Here is an 18,244-nt window from a genome sequence, read left to right as displayed (position 1 = left end):
GAGACAAACTTGAAGCAAGCACGCAGATCCCTGCTGGCGGCCTTGCTGGGCTACGGCCTGCTCGGCGCAGGCATGCCCTCCATGGCTCAGAACCAGGCCTTCCCTTCCAAGCCGATCAAGCTCATCGTGCCCTTTGGTCCGGGCAGCGGCACCGACACCTCGGCACGCTATTTCGGGCGCAAGCTTCAGGAGCTCACAGGCCAGCCCGTGGTCGTGGAAAACAAGGCCGGAGCCAACGGCTTCATCGCCGTCAAGCAGGTGCTGTCGGCGCCGGCAGATGGCTATACCGTGTTCATCGGCAGCAATTCAACGCTGGCGGTGAATGCGGCGCTGTTCAGGCATCTGCCCTACGATCCCTTAACGGACTTTGCGCCGCTGACCATGATGATGCGCTCGCCGGCCATGCTGGCCGTCGCGCCCCAAGCGGCCTACTCCGACCTGAAGGGCCTGATCAGCCATGCCAGGGCCAACCCGGGGAAGGTGAATTTCGGGGCTGGCTCGGCAGGCTATCAGCTGATGGGCGAGCTGCTCAACGACGCTGCCAGGATCGAAACCGTGCATGTCCCGTTCAAGGGCGCAGGGGAGACCACCACGGCCGTCGCTTCAGGGACGGTGGACTACACCTTCGCGGAAGTCACTGCAGTGCAGGAACTGGCCCGGGGAGGGCGTGTCAAGATCCTGGCGGTGGCCTCCGACAAGCGCGTGAGCACCTCCCCGGAGATACCGACAGCCACCGAGGCCGGTCTGCCCGGATTCGAGGCCTACACCTGGGTGGGTGCCATGGTGAGCGCCAAGACACCAGCCGCCGAGACTGCCAGGCTCGCCGAGCTTTTCACCGCCATCTCGAAGATGGATGAAACCCGTGCCTTCTATGAACGTCTGGGGGCCATTCCCATGACCGGCGGCCCGGCACAGATGCATGAATTCCAGAAGAACGAAATCGCGCTGTGGAAGCGCATCGTCGTCAAGGCCAGGGTTCCCCAGCAATGAAAGCCAATGACAGCCGGCCGGCACAGGCGCTGCAGCACATCAAGGTGCTCGATCTTTCGCGGGTATTGGCGGGCCCGTGGGCTGCACAGACCCTGGGTGATCTGGGCGCCGAGGTGATCAAGGTGGAAAGACCCGGCAGCGGTGACGACACGCGTGCCTGGGGCCCGCCCTATGTGGCCGACCCCGAAGGCCTGCCGACGGGGGAGTCGGCCTACTATATGTGCACCAACCGCAACAAGCAGTCGATTTCCGTGGACTTCACCCGCGGCGAAGGCCAGGAGATCGTGCGTCAGTTGGCGGCCCGATGCGATGTGCTGATCGAGAACTTCAAGACTGGCGGTCTGGCGCAGTACGGGCTTGATTACGCGAGCCTCAGTGCCCTGAATCCCCGCCTTGTCTACTGCTCGGTCACGGGCTTTGGCCAGGACGGCCCCTATGCGCATCGTGCGGGCTATGACTTTCTGATTCAGGGCATGGGGGGGCTGATGAGTATTTCGGGCCACGCCGATGGCCAGCCCGGAGGCGGCCCCATGAAGGTTGGCGTGGCGCTGACCGACATCCTCACCGGGCTATATGCCAGCACGGCGATTCTGGCGGCCCTGCAGGCCCGCGAGCATACGGGGCGTGGCCAGCATATAGATCTGGCTTTGCTCGATGTCGGCGTGGCCTGTCTGGCCAACCAGAGCATGAACTATCTGTACGGGGATCAGGTGCCTCAGCGCATGGGCAACGCGCATCCGAACACGGTGCCCTACCAGGAGTTCCCGACCGAAGACGGCCACATGATTCTGGCCGTGGGCAATGACGGCCAGTTTGCCCGTTTCTGCCAGGCGGCAGGCAGGAGCGAATGGGCCGAGGACGAGCGCTTTCGGAGCAATGCGGCGCGGCTGGCCCATAGAGCCGAGCTGGTGGAAATGATCCGCCGCGTGACGCTCACGCGAAGTACCAGGGCCTGGGTGCAGCTGCTGGAGCAGCACGCCGTACCTTGCGGTCCCATCAACACGGTGCGTGATGTGTTCGAGGATCCGCAGGTCAGGGCCCGTGGCATGCAGATCGCCATGACACACCCCAAGGCGGGCCCGGTGCCGTTGGTCGCCAGCCCCATCCGTTTGTCGGACACACCGGTGACGTACCGCCATGCACCGCCTCAGCTGGGCCAGCACACACAAGAGCTGCTGGAGCGCCATCTGGGCCTGTCTGTCCAGCAGATGCAGGCCTATCGGGACAGCGGAGTATTGGGATGAGCAGACAGGAATCAATGAAGCACACGCGCAATGCGGGTCAGGACGAAGCCCTGGGGGCATTGTCAGGGGTGCGGGTGCTGGACCTTTCCAGCGTGATTTTCGGCCCCATGGCCAGCCAGGTGCTGGCCGACTACGGCGCCGAGGTGATCAAGATCGAGCCGCCGCAGGGTGACTCCACGCGCCACACCGGCCCGGCACTGGAGCCTGGCATGGCGGCCATGTTCATGGGCTCCAACCGCAGCAAGAAAAGTGTGGTGCTGGATCTGAAGCAAGAGCAGGCACAGGCCGCGCTGCATGCGCTGTTGCAGGGCGCCGATGTGCTCATGCACAGCATGCGCCCGCAAAAGCTGGCCAGGCTCGGGCTCGATCCGGACAGCCTGCGCAAGCAATACCCGCGCCTCATCTATGTGGGCCTGCACGGTTTTGGCGAAGACGGCCCCTATGCCGGGCAGCCTGCATATGACGACGTGATCCAGGGCATGAGTGGCCTGGCCGATCTCATGCAGCGCCAGACGGGCGAGGCCCGCTATCTGCCCACGATTGCGGCCGACAAGACCTGCGCTCTGGTGGCCGCGCATGCGGTGCTGGCGGCGCTCTACCAGCGCGAACGCAGGGGCGAGGGCTGCTATGTGGAAGTGCCCATGTACGAAACCATGGCGGGCTTCAACCTGGTGGAGCATTTCTACGGCATGCATTTCACACCCGCACAGAGTGGCGCGGGCTATCCGCGCGTGATGGCGCCCTGGCGCAAGCCCTACAGGACGCTGGACGGCCATGTCTGCCTGATGCCCTACACCGATGCGCACTGGCGCCGTTTCTTTGCGGCCGTCGGTCAGCCCGAGCTGGCACAGGACCAGCGCTTTGCCACCCAGGCGATGCGCACCCGCCACATCGCCGAGCTGCTGGAGACGATGAGCGACTACGTGGCGCAAAAGGACACTGCCTATTGGCTGGCCAGCTGCGAAGAGCTGGAGATTCCAGCCGCCCCGGTGACTCGCATGGACGATCTGCCCCATGACCCGCACTTGCAGGCCACCGGTTTTTTTGTCGAGAAGAAAGACGCAGCGATGGGGGTTGTGAGATTTCCGCGTTCGTCCGTGCGCATCAACGGCACCCAGTCACCCATAGGCATGCCCCCGCGCCTGGGCGAGCACACACAGGCATTGCTGCGCGAGGCAGGCTGGGACGACGCGCGCATCGCGGCCTTGCAGTCGAAGGACTGCTGAACAAACAGCATGAAGCGGAGACAGAATGAGCGTGAGCAATTTGATTTCATCCACTGAAAACCGTGCCGCGGCGCTGGCAGACACGCCGCGCATGGGCCAGGGTTTTGTCTGGCAGGACCTTCGGGTAGGCCAGCAACTGCGCACCTTTCGCCGTACGGTGACCGAGACCGACCTGGTCAACTTCATCAACACCACGGGCATGCTCGAGGCGATCTTCATCGAGGACGGCTATGACGGAGGTGCCATTCAGGGCCGTCCGGTGCCGGGCGCGCTCACCTATACCTTGATCGAAGGCTTCATCCTGCAAAGCATGATCCAGGGGACGGGCCTGGCCATGCTTGAGCTGCACCAGAAGATTCTGGCTCCCGTGGTGGTGGGAGACACCATTGAGGCGCTTGTCGAGGTGATCGGCATCAAGCCAACAAGCAAAGGCGGTCGCGCGGTGGTGAGTTCGCGGATCGAGGTCTACAACCAGCGTCGCCAGCAGGTGATGGTCTATACCGCCGTGCGCCTGCTGGCCGGCCGTGGAGCTTAGGTCAGCGCTGCTGCGCAGCCGTTGCACCGGTGCGCACTTTCCAGTGTGCCGAGATGAGAAAATTACAGGAGACACAAGATGAGTTATCGATTTTCACGTCGGTCCTCGCTGCTCGCCGTTGCCGCGCCGGCCGTTGCCGCGCTGGCCGTTTGCGGTGCGGTGCAGGCGCAGGACAAGTGGCCCAGCAAGCCGATCACGCTGATCGTCCCTTTCCCGCCCGGCGGTCCCACGGACATGGTGGCACGGGTGCTGGCGCAGCAGGTAGGCCAGCAACTGGGTCAGTCGGTCATCGTGGACAACCGGCCTGGTGCCAACGGCAACATCGGCAATGCGCTGGTGGCCAAGGCGCCGGCCGACGGCTACACCGTGCTCTACAACACCTCCTCGATTGCACTGAGCCCCTCGCTCTACAAAAAGCAGAGCTATGACGTGAGCCGGGACCTACGCCCCGTGGCCTTGACGGCGGTGGTGCCGCTGGGGCTTGTCGTCAATCCCAAGCTGCCTGTCAACACCGTGCAGGAGCTTGTGAAGTACGCCCAGGACCACAAAGGCAAGCTCTCCTACGGCTCGGCGGGCAACGGCAATGTCACGCACCTGGCGGCTTTTCAGGTGGTGCAGCACTACAACATGGATGCAAGCCATGTGCCCTACAAAGGCAGCGCCCCTGCCGACGTGGACCTGGTGGCTGGCCAGATCGATTTCATGACCGACACCATCAATTCGGTGGCGCCTTTCATCAAGGACGGCAGACTCCGGCTGCTGGCCGTCAGCACGGCCGGACGGATTCCCAATTTCCCCAAGGCGCCTACGCTGGCCGAAAGCGGCATGACCGGGTTCGAGGCCGGTGCCTGGCAAGGCGTGATGGTGCCCGCCAAAACGCCTGATGCGATTGTGGAGCGCCTGAATGCCGAACTGATGAAGGCCCTCAGGAACCCCGGGGTGCTGGAGAAGCTGCGCGTGCAGGGCACCGAGCCGCTGGGATCCACGCCCAAGGCCTACGGCGAATACATACAGAGCGAAATCAAGCGCTGGGCAGGCGTTGTCAAAAGCACGGGCGTGTCCCTGGACTGAGAGAAAGCAAGACGATGACCATTCTCGATGGACTGAGCCTGACAGGCATCCCGCCGGAAGGCGAGGCACTGCGCGCCGAGGTGCGTGCTTTTCTGCAGGACGCAGTCAAAGACATTCCTGCGCATATCCGCGCCAAATCCTGGAGCGGATATGACCCGGCCCTCAGCCGCAAGCTGGGGGAAAAGGGCTGGATCGGCATGACCTTGCCCAAGGCTTATGGTGGAGGCGAGCGCAGCGCATTCGCCCGCTATGTGCTGGTGGAGGAATGCCTGAACTTCGGTGCTCCTGTGGGCTCGCACTGGATTGCCGATCGTCAGAGTGCGCCGCTGATCCTCAAATACGGTACGGAAGCGCAAAAGCAGTTCTACATTCCCAGAGTCTGTCGGGGCGAGGTATTTTTCTGTATTGGCATGAGCGAGCCCAATGCCGGATCGGATCTGGCAAGTGTGAGGACTAGAGCGCTTCCCAACGCGCAGGGCTTCTTGCTCAATGGCCAGAAGATCTGGACCACCAACGCGCATCACTGCCAGTACATGATTGCCCTGGTGCGAACCTCCGGCAGTGCCGAGGACCGCCACAAGGGCTTGTCGCAAGTCATCGTGGACCTGACATTGCCCGGTGTCACGGTGCGCCCCATCCAGGATCTATCGGGTGACAGCCATTTCTGCGAGGTTTTTTTCGAGAATGTGCAGCTGTCTGCCGATGCGCTGATCGGTGCCGAAGGACAGGGCTGGGAACAGGTGACCGCCGAACTCGCTTTCGAGCGCAGCGGCCCGGAGCGGCTGTTCTCCAGTATCGTGCTGTTCGATCAATGGCTGCAGTATGCACGCACGCCGCAGGGTCGCACCGAATCGGGCATGCGGCTTGCGGGCAAGGTGCTGACGCAACTGGCACCGCTGCGCGCGATGTCGGTATCCGTGCAGCAGAAACTGACCCAGGGAGCAAGTCCTGTCGTCGAAGCCGCGCTGGTCAAGGAGCTGGGCACGACACTGGAGCAGATGATCCCGGCGGCCATTGCCGAGGAGCTGTTTGCCCGGCCGGCCGAGGATGTACCGGTGGAGCTGCTGCTGACGCTTAAGTACGTCACCGAAGCTTCTCCCTCGTTTTCCTTGCGCGGTGGCACGCGTGACATTCTGCGCGGCATGATCGCTCGTGGCCTGGGTTTGCGCTGATCGGAGACAAGTTCATGAGCAATAACGATTTGTTTGCAGATGCCGCGCGCAAGGTGTTGGCAGACTGGTGCACCCCTCAGGTGATTCGCGAGATCGAGAGCGCCGATAGCCGCTCAGCGGCTGTCGGCCGACTATGGCAGCAGCTGGAGGAAACCGGCTTGGCCGATGCCTTGCTGGCCGAAGAAGAGGGCGGTGCCGGTCTGGGTTTGAGCGAGATATTTTGCATGCTGGAGCAATGTGGAGCTCACGCCCTGCCTCTGCCTCTGGGAGAGACCATGCTTGCTCGGGCCATGCTGGCGCAGGCGGAGATGGCCTGCCCGGCCGGCAGCATTGCGCTGGCGCAGGGTACGGTGCAGGCCGATGGAGGTTTGCATTGCGCGCTGGTGCGAGGCGGGCAAGTTGCGGACTCGGTGCTCGTTCAATTGCAAGAAGAAGCCGGGGTCTGGTATCTGCTGAGCGTGTCTCAGGCTGGGCTTGTGCCGCACGCTTTGGTGCTTGACGCCTCGGTGACCTGGGCGCCCGAGCAGTTGCGGGCCGCCGGCGTCATCCGGCCCGGGCCGCAATTCGATGCCCGGAGCCTGCAGGCCACCGTGGTGGCCGCGCAGATGGCGGGGGCCATGCGTGACGTGTTCCAGCGCAGCTTGCAATATGCGAACGAGCGTCAGCAGTTTGGGCGTGCTATCGGGAAGTTTCAGGCGATCCAGCATCAGCTGGCAGTCATGAGCGAGCATGTTTTTGCCGCCCGCATGGCGGCTCAGCTCGGTTGCAGCGGTGACGGCATCGTGCCTGACAGATTACGCGTGGCCGTCGCCAAGGCTCGCTGCAGCGAGGCGGCTTTGGTGGTCACCGAGCTTGCGCATGCGATTCATGGTGCGATTGGCTTCACCGAAGAATATGACTTGCAGCTGTTCACCCGCAGATTGCATGCATGGCGCCTGACGGCCGGTAGCGAAGCCTATTGGCAGGTACTGGCAGGGCAGGCCCTGATGTCGCACGAGGGCATGACACTGGATCTGATCCGACGGATCACCGATGTTGAGGCCCTGGCTTGAAGCAACTCAACAATTACGGAGACCATGAAACATGGCATTTCTGAACATTGAACGCGATGGCGGCATCTTGACCGTCACCATGAATCAGCCGGAGACACGCAATGCGCTGACCGGCAATACGGCGGTTGCGGAGTTCGTGCAGCTCTGTGCAGATGTGCGCCTGGACGCCAGCGTGAAGGTGCTGATCCTGACCGGCGCCGGCTCTATTTTCAGCTCCGGCGGCAATGTCAAGGACATGAGGCGCTATTTCGATGACGCACTCACTCCCGACATGATTCGCGAGGAATACCGTCAGGGAATTCAGCAAATTCCGAATGCCCTCTACCAGCTGGATGTTCCCGTGATCTGCGCCGTCAACGGCCCGGCCATCGGCGCGGGTCTGGATCTGAGCTGCATGTGCGATATCCGGATTGCGTCGGAGAATGCCACTTTTGCGGAGAGCTTTGTCGGTGTGGGCATTGTTCCCGGTGATGGCGGGGCCTGGTTGCTGCCGCGTGTGGTGGGGATGTCAAAGGCCAGCGAGATGGCTTTTACGGGAGAGGCGATCAGTGCAGGCCAGGCATTGGCCTGTGGCCTGGTGAGCCAGGTCGTGTCCCCGGATGAACTGCTGCCGGCCGCCAGGGCATTGGCGCGCAAGATTGCTGCCAATCCGGGGGGGGTGATGCGTATGACCAAGCGTCTGCTGCGCGAGGGCCAGAATGCCACGCTGGCTTCACTGCTGGAAATATCGGCCGGTTATCAGGCTATTGCCCATAAAACGGCAGATCATCGTGAAGCCGTGACGGCCTTTGTCGAGAAGCGGGCTCCTCGCTTTTCATGAGCCGGCAGGCTCGCGTAGCCAGACCAGGTAACAAAGACAGCAAGGGCGCATTTTGCGCCCTTGCTTGTTTTGGCGAAGGCAGCAGCGCCTTGCTTGCTGCGTTGATGCTTCAGGTCGGCCAATCCTGTGACGTAATCCCTGGATAATACTGATTACATCATGTTGCGATTTGCCGTAGGCAAATGGCGCGGCAAGCAGCTCGGCCGGGTTGGCCCATTTCATATCAAGAAATGGCCGCTTTGCGGGCCATGTATTTTTCTAAGAAATGGATGAAAGCGATGAGATTGACCAAGCTGAACATTGGTGCCCGACTGGGCCTGGGGTTCGCAGTGGTGTTGGCGTTTGCCGTGGTGATCACGGTTATCGGCATCTGGCAGCTGCACTCGGTGGGCAAGGCCACGCAGCAGATGATGCAGGAGCCGCTGACCAAGGAGCGCCTGATCAGCGACTGGAACAGCAATGTCAGCGTGGCCGTGGCCCGCACCACGGCCATCGCCAAGAGCAGCGACGCAAGTCTGGTGCAGTTTCTGGCAGCAGACGCGGCTGCCACTACCAAGAGCACAGGCAATGTGCTCAAGCAGATCGAGCCCCTGATCTCCGAGCCTGCGGAGCGCGAGATCATGGACAGGATCATGCAGGTGCGCAAGACCTATCTCGCCAGCCGCGACAAGGTCAGCCAGCTCAAGGCCGACGGCATGGCCGAAGAGGCGGAGTCCACACTGATCAACAGCTATGTACCGGCCGCCCAGAGCTATCTGAAGCTGCTCGGAGAACTGCTGAGTCTGCAGCGCGCCAGCCTCGACGCCAAGGCGGCAGAGGTGGAGCAGATCGAGAGCAGTAGCAAGACATATTTTCTGGTTCTGGCCTTGCTGGCTCTGGCCATCGGCACTGTCAGCGCCTGGCGTCTGACGCAAGGCATCACCGCTCCGCTCAAGCATGCGGTCGGTGTGGCCCGGCGCGTGGCCGATGGTGATCTGACGGCCCAGATCCATGTGATCAGCAGCGATGAGACCGGGCAGCTCATGCAGGCCTTGCACGATATGAACACCAGCCTGGATAGGCTGGTGGGGCAGGTGCGTCAGGGCACGGACAGCATTGCGACGGCATCCGGCCAGATCGCGGCGGGCAACCATGATCTGTCTGCGCGCACGGAAGAGCAGGCCAGTTCTCTGCAGCAGACGGCTGCATCCATGGAGCAGCTGACTTCCACCGTCAAGCAAAATGCCGATAACGCCAGTCAGGCCAATCAGCTGGCGTTGTCGGCCTCCGATGTGGCCGTCAAGGGCGGTATGGTGGTGTCTCAGGTGGTTGAGACCATGGGGGCCATCAGCCACTCATCGCGCAAGATTTCCGACATCATCGGCGTGATCGACAGCATTGCCTTTCAGACCAATATCTTGGCGCTGAACGCTGCCGTGGAAGCGGCCCGTGCCGGCGAACAAGGCCGTGGCTTTGCTGTCGTGGCATCGGAAGTGCGCTCTCTGGCCGGTCGCAGCGCTGAAGCAGCCAAGGAAATCAAGCTGCTGATCCAGGCGTCGGTCACCAAGGTGGAAGAGGGCAGCGCGCAGGTCAGTCAGGCAGGTCAGACCATGGATGAAATCGTCAGCAGCGTTCAGCGCGTGACGGACATCATGGGCGAGATCACTGCGGCCAGCCATGAGCAGACCAGCGGCATCGAGCAGATCAACCGTGCCGTGGCCGAGATGGATCTGGTGACACAGCAGAATGCGGCCCTGGTGGAAGAGTCCACGGCTGCCGCCCAATCCATGCAGCAGCAGACCAGTGATCTGTCGCGGATGGTCAGTGTCTTCCGCCTCAAGAGCGTGTGATTTTGCAGAGCGACCGGGACCGAAGCTGAAAGGCTTACCTGCGGCAGTGCAGGAGGCTGTATGCCTTCTGGCTGCCGCCGATCGCTGGCATTCAAGTAAATGGCTGGAACAATCCAGCACCATCTTGCCTTAAAGCATTCTGGACAGATCTATTGAACATTTCAGGCCGGCTGCTGCTGGGTAGTGCAGTGGATGCCGCCACCGCCTGCTGCGATTGCGTCAATATTGAGTTGCACGATCTCGCGTCCGGGAAATTGCTCACGCAGGATCGCTTTTGTGTTGCGATCGGCTTGCGCATGACCAAACTCAGGGCATAGCACCGCGCCATTGCATACATAAAAGTTGATATAGCCTGCAGCAAAGTCCTTGTTCTCATACTGCGGCCGAACATGGTCAGGCCCTGGCATGGTCACAACCTTTAATGGAAGACCACGCACATCCGTGGCTTTGCGCAGGATTTCGAGATGGCGACGTGTGACCGCATGCTCAGGCGAGGACGAATCGCTTTCATAGCCAGCCACCACCACACCGGGCGCGCAGAAGCGGGCATAAAAGTCGGTATGGCCATCGGTGATGTCTTGACCCGCAATACCTGGCAACCAGATGACTTTCTCGATGCCCAGCACTCGGCGTAGCTCTTTTTCGCATTGCGCCTTGCCTACGCCAGGGTTGCGGTTGGCATTGAGAACGCAGCTTTCCGTAATGATGGCCGTGCCGCGGCCATCGACTTCGATGCCTCCACCTTCCAGCACCAGCGAGCTTTCAAGAACGGGAACACCAGCGCGCCCGGCAACGAAGTCGGCCACCAGTGCATCGTCCTCGTAGTCCTGCTTTTCACCCCAGCCATTGAAATTGAAGTTCACACCGGCTAACGCTCCACCAGCCCCTTTCACGAAGACCGGTCCTGTGTCGCGCATCCAGAGGTCGTCGATGGGCTGCACCACCAGCTTGACCTTGTTGCCGCACAACCGCGCCGCAAGGTCGTAGTCTTCTTCGTTGACCAGCATGTGAACGGGTTCAACACTGGCAATCGCTTGTGCAATGCGTGCCAGGTTTGCCTGCGCGCCCGATTTCAGACGTTTTCCCCACACGTCGTCATTGGCGCCAAAGGCCATCCAGGTGGCAGCATGGCGCTCCCCTTCATCAGGCATGCGCCAGCGACCGGCCGCCAGAGCTGGCAATCCATGCATGCCAGCAGCTGCGCCTGCTGTCAGGCCGAGAGCGGCATTCAGGAAATGTCGTCGTTGCATATGGACCCCAGTCTTAAATGATTTCCTGTTGCGTGGTGCAATGGATGCCACCGCCGCCGGCAGCGATAGGGTCGATATTGATCTGGACCACTGCGCGTCCTGGGTACAGCTGCGTATATATGTCCTTGGTAATCGAGTCAGCTTTCGCATCCCCGAATTCGGGCAAGAAAATGGCGCGGCTGCTTGCATAGTAGTTGATGTAGCCAGCGGCGAAAGTGTCCGGATTATTTCCCGGGCGAATCTGGCCGGGTCCATCAACAATGACGATTTTTAGCGGCTGATTGTCGACATCGGTGGCACTTCGCAAGATATCCAGGTGCTGCCTGGTCAGCGCATACTCATAGGAATCAGGGTTCATGTCGCGGTGAGCAACCACCACGCCGGGACGTACAAAGCGAGCATAGAAATCCGTGTGGGCATCGGTGATGTCCTTGTTCTTGATGCCGGGCAACCAGATGACCTTGCGAATACCCAGCAAACGACGTAACTCTGCTTCGCAATCGGCCTTGCTCCAGCCTGGATTGCGATTGCTGTTCAGCACACAGCTTTCCGTGATGATGGCCGTTCCCTTGCCGTCAACTTCCAATGCTCCGCCTTCAAGGACCAGGCGTGTGGCAAGAAGCGGCAATTTCAGATAGGCACTGACCACATCGGCGACCAGGCCGTCATGGTCAAACTGCTGCTTTTTCCCCCAGCCATTGAAATTGAACTTCACACACGCTCGCTCTCCATTGGGCTTGCGTACAAAGACGGGACCGGTGTCGCGCATCCACAGATCGTCAAGTTGGGCGGGAATCAGCGTTACGCGCGGATCAAGCAACTGCCGTGCATTTTCGAGTTCACTCTGGCGAACCAGCATGTTGACGGGTTCATAGGCTGCAATGGCGTTGGCGATGCGCACCAATGCCAGTTGAACCTGCGGTACTTGCGCACGTGTCCAGATTGCGTTCGAGGCGCCATACGCCATCCACGTCGCCTTGTGTGCTTCGGCCTCGTCGGGCATATGCCAGTCCTGGCCCTGATTGCTGGTGTTGCCGTTGTCCAAGGGCGGAGTGACCGGGCTTGTGTCTGGACCGCTATCACTGCCTCCGCCACACGCTGCCAGCAAACCCAACATCGCCATCGCGCTGCCACCCGACGCACAACCACGCATGAAATATCGACGTGTACTCATCACTCATCCTTATCAATCAAAAGAATCAATGCGGGGAAATTTCCCCCGCATCGCAATGGACGGCATTGTGGATGGGGTATCACATGAGGACAAATGATATGATTTTGTGGAAATTATTAAGTTTTCTCATATGTCAGAGCATCGCATTCCTTCTCTGAAATTGCTCATGGGGTTTGAGGCTGCGGCCCGGCATGGCAGTTTCTCGCGTGCAGCCGACGAACTGCACGTGACACAGTCGGCCATCAGCCATCAGGTGCAACAGTTGGAGGAGCAGGTCATGCAGCCGCTGTTCCGGCGGGCAGGGCGGGGAGTGGAATTAACCGTCGCAGGTGAAGTGCTGCTGCGCAGTGTTCAACGCACACTGACCGTTTTGCGCAGTGGCCTCGGAAGAATCGCCACTTATCTGGATCCAGGATTGGTTGTGCTGGTATGCCCGGCACCCTTGCTACATGGCTGGCTGCAGCCAAGATTGCGAGAACTGCAAGCTCAACTGCCCGAGCTATGTCTGCTGCTGTCCGTGGATGAGAGTGCCCGTTTTGTCGACGAAATTGATGTCGATATCGCTATCGGCAACAGGCCTCTTTTGCAACCTGGCCTGCAGGAAGTACCACTATTTCAGGATGAATGGGTACTCGTAGCGAACACCGATCTGGCTCGGAAGTTAGCCCTAGTACCGCAGGCACAGCACCATTTGCATGCGGATTTGATCTGTCTGGAAGAGAGCCTGACGAGTGACGTAACTGCTCCGCTGTTCCTGGGGCCGCTGGCACGCTTCAGGAAGCGAGCCATTTATGACGACGCTCGCCTCTTGATCGAAGCTGTTCTGGAAGGAGGCTGTATTGCTTGTCTGCCGCGTCTATTGGTAGACGCCAGCCTCGCACGTGGTCAACTGCAAATACTTTTGGAATATCCGCGCTTGCCTGGCTTCACCTGGTGGTTGTCGGGGATGGAGAAACAGGCGCGTTCGCAAATTGTCCTGCAGGTGTTCAACTGGCTACGTGCCCAGAGTACCGAGCTTCATTCCTAGGCCCCGGGGCATTCAAGATTTGATACATCCGTTCATTTCTTGATGACGCTCCACAATGAGCCGTCACTGAGTCCCGGTGCGTTGATGACTTATTTTGGTCGTGCGTAGATAAGCAGATAGCAATGAGCTCCGGCGCGAAGTCGAGAATCGGTGGCCTACTCTTGCCTTCGTTTACCGGCTGCGTACTTGAGTCAGCAATTGCTTGCAGTTCACATCGTCGTCTGCCGCAGGCACCGTCAGCGGCACCAGTGCCAGTGCTGCTGGCGCAAAAACTGCAGCAGCTACCGCAGCCCCGGCACGGGCTGCCAAGGGGCCAGGCTCCAGGCCCACATCGGGCTTGGCAAAGCTGCCGCGCACATAGAGCGGCGTGCGCAGCGAGAAGAACTTCCACTTCAGCGATTCGGGGACGATGCGCAGATCGAGCTGCTCCTGTGCCAGATTGATCTGGCCCGTGGCCTCAACCACGGCTTCGGTGGTGGCCAGCTTGGCGGTGCGTGGCCGGGCTATGCCTTGCTGAACATTGAGGTCGGCAACGGCGCAGCGCAGTTGCACTTCCTTGTCGTTGCCAAACAGCTTGGCGATGACGATGGAGCCGACGTTCAGCCCTGCCAGGTCCAGTAGTTGAGCGCTGAAAGTGCCATCGCGCACATACAGCCGCAGCGAGCCATTGCCTGTGCCCAGCCACTGGGCCAGCGACTCGCCTTGCCCGGTGAGGGCGACTGCACCATCGAGCTGGCCCAGGCTTTTCTTCATCTTTTCGACCTTGGGGAACAGCGCGGAGAGCTTGAGCGACTGCACCTGTCCATTGAGCTTGGCAGCTACCGGCTTGGCATGGCTGTCCACGCGGGCATCGATATTCAGCGTGCCTTCGGCGAAGCCGAACTTCAGCGGCGACAGGGTGAGCTTGCCGTTGTCCAGCAGGGCGTGCACGCTGAGATTCTCTATGGGCAGGGCTTCCGGACGCAGGATATGGTTGCTTTCATAGCGCAGATCGAGATCCATCTTGTCCCAGTTCTCGGTCTGGAACCGGACCTGCGGCAGTACCCGGCCGTTGACGGGCTGGGGCTTGCCGGAGCTTCCGGAAGGCGCTGCGCCGATGACCGGGCCCAGATCCACCAGCCGCAGTTGTTTGGAGCGCAGCTGCGCTGTCAGCTGGGGCCGGGGCTGGGCCGAGCGGTACTGGAGATCGCCGCTCAGATCGCTCTGCCCAAGCTTGCCCTTGAATTTTTCGTACTGCCAGACGGCCTTGCCTGGCTGAAGGCTGCCGATCAGGTGGCCGCTGGTCTCAAACGGGGGCGTGGCGGGCAGCAGCAGGCCGGTGAGTTCAAACAGGTCGGCCATGCTCTTGCCGAGAACCTTCACTTGAAAGTCCAGACCGTCCAGGGTCTTGGGGTTGTCGAGAAACCCCTCAGCGAAGGCTTGCAGGCTACCGACCCTGGCCGAGATGCGCAGCGGAAAGCGCAGCCTATCCTGGCGCAGATCAAGTACCTGCCCGGCCAGACCCTGGGCCTGAATCTGCGCGCGGTTCTTGCCCTGATGCAGATAGCCAGTGAGGCCGAAGCGCATGCCATAGGGCTGGTCGGCGCTGACCGGTCTGCGCAGTGTGTCGATACGGGCACGAACGGCCATGTTCTTGATGGCGTCGGACCAGCCCAGCACACCATCGCTGATGCGCAACTGTCCTATGTCAAAGCTCCACTTGGGGCCGCTGCTGGTGGACTTGTCAAACGTCCAGTTGTTCTCGCCCTTGTCATTGCGGGCCAGCACCATGTCGGGAGCCTGCAGCAGCAAGGAGTCGAGCTGCACATGGCGGGCCAGCAGCGGCCACAGGCGCAGGCTGGCCGTGGCATTCGCGGCGGTGACCATGGTGCGGGCATCGCGCTCGGGCGGTTGCCGGCCGGCATCGGCTATGGCGTCGTCATCATCTGCGGCTGTGCTTTTTTCGTTCTCTGCCTGGCCTTGCCCGGGCAGGCGACCGGTATTGAGCTCCTTGGGTGTCGCTGGCAGTACTGGCTGCTTGTCATCGGCTTTTTCAGGTGCCTGCTGAACCAGCCAGCCCTGGGGCTGCGAAAGTGTCAGATCGCTGGCATGCACCACCACGCCGGGCACCCAGTGACGCCATCCCGTATCCAGCGGCTGTGGCCAGGTCCACTGCAGCTGCAGATCGCCATTGATGGCGAATTCGCGGCCTGTGGAACTGCTGACTTTTTCATTGATCCATGGTCTGAGCTTGTTCCAGTCCATAAATGCAATCAGCAGTGCCGCTGCCAGAATCAGAGCCAGCAGCAGCCCCATCGCAATGGCTGCCCAGCGCAGCCAGCGACGTGCCAGGCGCGAATGTGCAGGAGTGGATTCAGGGGCAGAAGTACTGGTGGTGTCGACCATGGCTGTTGCATCCTTTTTGCCACATGCTATTACGCATAGGTGAAATGCCTCGTCATCCAATTGCCTGATGCAGGTTTGCCCGCATGTGATCAGCTCAGACGTCGCGACCGATCCGGGATACGGTCTGGCAGTCTGAAGCCTGCTGGAGTCACGAGTGCAGGCATCTGCAGCAAAGGCTGCGGCGCTTCATGAAGTGCTGTGAAGTGCTGCGCCATTGCGCAAAGGCACCCTCGGCGTTGAGGCGCCTGTGCGTCTCCGGTGCTTGCCGATTCTGTGCGGTCAAACGGCAAGATTGCCGATGGACCAGGAAACGCCGGTATCAAAGTTTGCCTTCAATTCATCAGCGGCATTTTCTAGCTCGGTCAGAAACATTTCCATTGCGGCTGCCATCGCGTAGCCCGTGCGCTGATAGGCGCAGCTGTGCAGCAGCGCCCCGGCATCGTGCAGCGCACGCCAGCTCAGACGCTCGGCTGCCACGTCCTCCGCCACATTGTCCGGCAGCATGAAGGCCAGTGCCTGGCCGCTTGCCACCAGGCGACGGGCCATCGGGATGCTGCTGGTTTGCACCAGTGGCTGGGTCCGGCTCAGCGCACCATCGCCCAGGCGTTCCAGCATGCTGCGCAACTCCATGTCGGGAGACATCATGATCAGCGGATAGGCCAGGCAGTCACGCAGACGCAGCAGCCGCGGCCGCATGCGCAGAGGGTGGTCCGGAGCCATCACCACCCCCAGAGGCTGGGCCCAGGAGCGCATTTCCTCGACCCCGGCAGGAGGCGTTCTGCGCAGGCAATAGGCCACATCGATCTCGCCCTGCGCCACATGTCGCAGCAGCTCTTCGCCAATGCCGGCACGCACGCTGAAGGTGATGTCGGGATAGCGGTGATGCATTGCCGCTATCACCTGAGGCACGAGGTACTCGGCTGTTGCGTGTGGAACGCCCACGCTCACATGCCCGTGGCGCAATGCATTCAGGTCCTCGACCTGGGCCAGGGCATTGTCGAAGTCGCGCTGACTGCGTCTGACTGCTGCCAGCACGATCTCGCCCGCCACCGTGAGCTGCATGCCTCTGGGCAGCCGGTCGAACAGAGGCTGACCCACCTGCGCTTCGAGATTGAGGATCTGCTGGTTGACCGCTGCAGCGGTCAGGTGCAGCGTTGCCGAGGCCTTGCGCACCGAACCTCGGCGCGCCACCTCGTCAAAGCATCGAAAAGCCTGGGAAATTGCTGGCATGTCCTGAGTGTAAATTTTTTTCTGACACCTCTTAAAAAACAAACAGCTATTCCTGACGCTGTTGAACTTCTAGAGTGGCAGCCATCAATCCCTCAAGTCACAGAAAGAACCCCATGGCTACCACCGTTGACCAGGTCACCCAACGCCGACGCGGCACAGGTCTCATTGCTCATGACAGCGCTCTGAGCGCCGGCGGCTACACATTGATCGCCCCGCAGACGGCCGATGGACATGTCTACCTCATAGATATCCATGGTCAGGTGGCTCATGAGTGGAAGCTGCCCGTACGCGCCGGCCGCCATGCGGTCATCCTGCCTAACGGCAATCTCGGCTACAACGGCAACCATCGTGAATCGCCGGACCTCTACGCACCCTGGTCCATGTGGCATGGCGGTGACTTCTACGAGGTCAGGCCTGATGGGGAGGTGGTCTGGCGCTATGAAGACCCGACACACCACCATGACGCACAGTGGTTGCCCAATGGCCATCTGCTCTATGCAGCCTGCGCCCCTGTCCCCCAGGGCTTTGCGGAAAGGGTGCCGGGCGGCACCTCGCTTGGTGCTGATGAGCTGATGTACGGCGATGTGATCCGGGAAGTGGACCGCACAGGTCGATTGGTCTGGGAATGGAAGGCCTGGGAGCATCTGGAGCCTGAGGACTTTCCCATTCACCCGGGTTTTGGCCGCTATCACTGGCCTTTGGTCAACGGCCTTGGGCTTGCGGCCGACGGAACGGTGTTCATGAGTCTGCGCACGACCTCGGGAATCATTGGCGTGAACAAGGCCAGCGGCAACGTGAAGCTGCATATTCCGCCTTCGGTGGTCTCGCACCAGCATGCTCCGGTTCCGCTGGCAAACGGCCATGTCCTGACCTTTGACAACGGCAACTTCCGCCAGGGAGCCCATGTGGCTTTCTCGCGGGTGCTGGAGATAGATCCTGTTTCCCACGAGATCGCATGGAGCTACCAGGACGAGATGGTCAACGCCTTCTACACCGCCTTCATGGGCAGCGCGCAGCGGCTTTGGAACGGCAACACGCACATCACGGAGTCCGCCACCGGGCGATTGTTTGAAGTGACGCCGCAGGGCGAGGTGGTCTGGGAATTCATCCTGCCCTGGTTCGGCGAGTACCCCGATGCCGCTGCACGACGCACAGGCCCGGGGCGCGTGAACACGGTATTTCAGACATGGCGCTACCAGGCAGAGCAACTGCCCTGGCTGTCCCGCTGAACCCTTGCGA

The 18,244-nt window shown here is 61.0% G+C and carries 15 protein-coding genes; 11 read left to right on the top strand and 4 right to left on the bottom strand.

Annotated features, from left to right (window positions below; all coding sequences use genetic code 11):
- Nucleotides 1-9 precede the first annotated feature (9 nt).
- The 9 genes from ACLBXN_RS09670 to ACLBXN_RS09630 all read left to right on the top strand — a co-directional run bounded on the left by ACLBXN_RS09670 (nucleotide 10) and on the right by ACLBXN_RS09630 (nucleotide 9,939).
- Nucleotides 10-990 (top strand): Bug family tripartite tricarboxylate transporter substrate binding protein, encoded by a 981-nt coding sequence (locus tag ACLBXN_RS09670; RefSeq protein ID WP_447611977.1) that lies wholly within the window; start codon nucleotides 10-12, stop codon nucleotides 988-990.
- Entirely contained in the window at nucleotides 987-2,234 is a 1,248-nt protein-coding gene (locus ACLBXN_RS09665; RefSeq protein ID WP_447611976.1) for a CaiB/BaiF CoA transferase family protein, read from the top strand. Before ACLBXN_RS09670 ends, ACLBXN_RS09665 begins: the two co-directional genes overlap by 4 nt.
- Nucleotides 2,231-3,460 (top strand): CaiB/BaiF CoA transferase family protein, encoded by a 1,230-nt coding sequence (locus ACLBXN_RS09660; protein ID WP_447611975.1) that lies wholly within the window; start codon nucleotides 2,231-2,233, stop codon nucleotides 3,458-3,460. The genes ACLBXN_RS09665 and ACLBXN_RS09660 overlap by 4 nt, the downstream gene beginning before the upstream one ends.
- Before the next feature lie 25 nt (nucleotides 3,461-3,485).
- The gene (locus ACLBXN_RS09655) at nucleotides 3,486-3,995 is read left to right on the top strand and encodes a MaoC family dehydratase (RefSeq protein WP_211456178.1); all 510 of its coding nucleotides are present in this window, start codon (nucleotides 3,486-3,488) and stop codon (nucleotides 3,993-3,995) included.
- A 78-nt stretch (nucleotides 3,996-4,073) separates the two neighbouring features.
- Nucleotides 4,074-5,066 carry a Bug family tripartite tricarboxylate transporter substrate binding protein gene (locus ACLBXN_RS09650; RefSeq protein WP_447611974.1) on the top strand — a complete coding sequence of 331 codons (993 nt, stop codon included), beginning with the start codon at nucleotides 4,074-4,076 and terminating at the stop codon, nucleotides 5,064-5,066.
- Nucleotides 5,067-5,080: 14 nt separating this feature from the next.
- On the top strand, nucleotides 5,081-6,238 hold the full coding sequence (locus ACLBXN_RS09645; protein WP_447611973.1) for an acyl-CoA dehydrogenase family protein: 1,158 nt from the start codon (nucleotides 5,081-5,083) through the stop codon (nucleotides 6,236-6,238).
- A gap of 14 nt (nucleotides 6,239-6,252) precedes the next feature.
- A complete protein-coding gene (locus ACLBXN_RS09640) occupies nucleotides 6,253-7,290 on the top strand; it encodes an acyl-CoA dehydrogenase family protein (RefSeq protein ID WP_447611972.1) in 1,038 nt (345 codons plus the stop codon).
- Nucleotides 7,291-7,321: 31 nt separating this feature from the next.
- Entirely contained in the window at nucleotides 7,322-8,110 is a 789-nt protein-coding gene (locus tag ACLBXN_RS09635) for a crotonase/enoyl-CoA hydratase family protein (protein WP_447611971.1), read from the top strand.
- 278 nt (nucleotides 8,111-8,388) lie between these two features.
- Entirely contained in the window at nucleotides 8,389-9,939 is a 1,551-nt protein-coding gene (locus ACLBXN_RS09630; protein ID WP_447611970.1) for a methyl-accepting chemotaxis protein, read from the top strand.
- 161 nt (nucleotides 9,940-10,100) lie between these two features.
- On the opposite strand, the gene ACLBXN_RS09625 is transcribed toward ACLBXN_RS09630, so the two are convergent.
- Both ACLBXN_RS09625 and ACLBXN_RS09620 read right to left on the bottom strand, forming a co-directional pair.
- A complete protein-coding gene (locus ACLBXN_RS09625) occupies nucleotides 10,101-11,189 on the bottom strand; it encodes an agmatine deiminase family protein (protein WP_447612102.1) in 1,089 nt (362 codons plus the stop codon).
- A 13-nt stretch (nucleotides 11,190-11,202) separates the two neighbouring features.
- Nucleotides 11,203-12,363: an agmatine deiminase family protein gene (locus tag ACLBXN_RS09620; protein WP_447611969.1), complete on the bottom strand. Its 1,161-nt coding sequence runs from the start codon at nucleotides 12,361-12,363 to the stop codon at nucleotides 11,203-11,205.
- A gap of 130 nt (nucleotides 12,364-12,493) precedes the next feature.
- Here ACLBXN_RS09620 and ACLBXN_RS09615 point away from each other — a divergent pair, with 130 nt between their 5' ends.
- Complete coding sequence (locus ACLBXN_RS09615; protein ID WP_447612101.1) at nucleotides 12,494-13,390, top strand: LysR family transcriptional regulator; 897 nt, start codon at nucleotides 12,494-12,496, stop codon at nucleotides 13,388-13,390.
- A 171-nt stretch (nucleotides 13,391-13,561) separates the two neighbouring features.
- On the opposite strand, the gene ACLBXN_RS09610 is transcribed toward ACLBXN_RS09615, so the two are convergent.
- Together ACLBXN_RS09610 and ACLBXN_RS09605 are read right to left on the bottom strand one after the other, a co-directional pair.
- Nucleotides 13,562-15,775, bottom strand: a complete 2,214-nt coding sequence (locus ACLBXN_RS09610) for an AsmA family protein (RefSeq protein ID WP_447611968.1) — start codon at nucleotides 15,773-15,775, stop codon at nucleotides 13,562-13,564.
- Between the two features lie 279 nt (nucleotides 15,776-16,054).
- Nucleotides 16,055-17,005, bottom strand: a complete 951-nt coding sequence (locus ACLBXN_RS09605; RefSeq protein ID WP_043007755.1) for a LysR family transcriptional regulator — start codon at nucleotides 17,003-17,005, stop codon at nucleotides 16,055-16,057.
- Nucleotides 17,006-17,118: 113 nt separating this feature from the next.
- Here ACLBXN_RS09605 and ACLBXN_RS09600 point away from each other — a divergent pair, with 113 nt between their 5' ends.
- A complete protein-coding gene (locus ACLBXN_RS09600) occupies nucleotides 17,119-18,234 on the top strand; it encodes an aryl-sulfate sulfotransferase (protein ID WP_447611967.1) in 1,116 nt (371 codons plus the stop codon).
- Nucleotides 18,235-18,244 lie beyond the last annotated feature (10 nt).

This window comes from Comamonas sp. C24C, assembly GCF_053345995.1.
Note: the sequence above shows the minus strand (reverse complement) of the source record. Positions and strands in the feature narration are given on the sequence as shown.

Coding starts and splice junctions, on each gene's coding strand:
- ACLBXN_RS09605 (WP_043007755.1), bottom strand. CDS start 17,005: ATGCCAGCAATTTCCCAGGCTTTTCGATGCTTTGACGAGGTGGCGCGC.
- ACLBXN_RS09655 (WP_211456178.1), top strand. CDS start 3,486: ATGAGCGTGAGCAATTTGATTTCATCCACTGAAAACCGTGCCGCGGCG.
- ACLBXN_RS09660 (WP_447611975.1), top strand. CDS start 2,231: ATGAGCAGACAGGAATCAATGAAGCACACGCGCAATGCGGGTCAGGAC.
- ACLBXN_RS09635 (WP_447611971.1), top strand. CDS start 7,322: ATGGCATTTCTGAACATTGAACGCGATGGCGGCATCTTGACCGTCACC.
- ACLBXN_RS09625 (WP_447612102.1), bottom strand. CDS start 11,189: ATGCAACGACGACATTTCCTGAATGCCGCTCTCGGCCTGACAGCAGGC.
- ACLBXN_RS09640 (WP_447611972.1), top strand. CDS start 6,253: ATGAGCAATAACGATTTGTTTGCAGATGCCGCGCGCAAGGTGTTGGCA.
- ACLBXN_RS09615 (WP_447612101.1), top strand. CDS start 12,494: ATGTCAGAGCATCGCATTCCTTCTCTGAAATTGCTCATGGGGTTTGAG.
- ACLBXN_RS09645 (WP_447611973.1), top strand. CDS start 5,081: ATGACCATTCTCGATGGACTGAGCCTGACAGGCATCCCGCCGGAAGGC.
- ACLBXN_RS09630 (WP_447611970.1), top strand. CDS start 8,389: ATGAGATTGACCAAGCTGAACATTGGTGCCCGACTGGGCCTGGGGTTC.
- ACLBXN_RS09665 (WP_447611976.1), top strand. CDS start 987: ATGAAAGCCAATGACAGCCGGCCGGCACAGGCGCTGCAGCACATCAAG.
- ACLBXN_RS09620 (WP_447611969.1), bottom strand. CDS start 12,363: ATGAGTACACGTCGATATTTCATGCGTGGTTGTGCGTCGGGTGGCAGC.
- ACLBXN_RS09610 (WP_447611968.1), bottom strand. CDS start 15,775: ATGGTCGACACCACCAGTACTTCTGCCCCTGAATCCACTCCTGCACAT.
- ACLBXN_RS09600 (WP_447611967.1), top strand. CDS start 17,119: ATGGCTACCACCGTTGACCAGGTCACCCAACGCCGACGCGGCACAGGT.
- ACLBXN_RS09650 (WP_447611974.1), top strand. CDS start 4,074: ATGAGTTATCGATTTTCACGTCGGTCCTCGCTGCTCGCCGTTGCCGCG.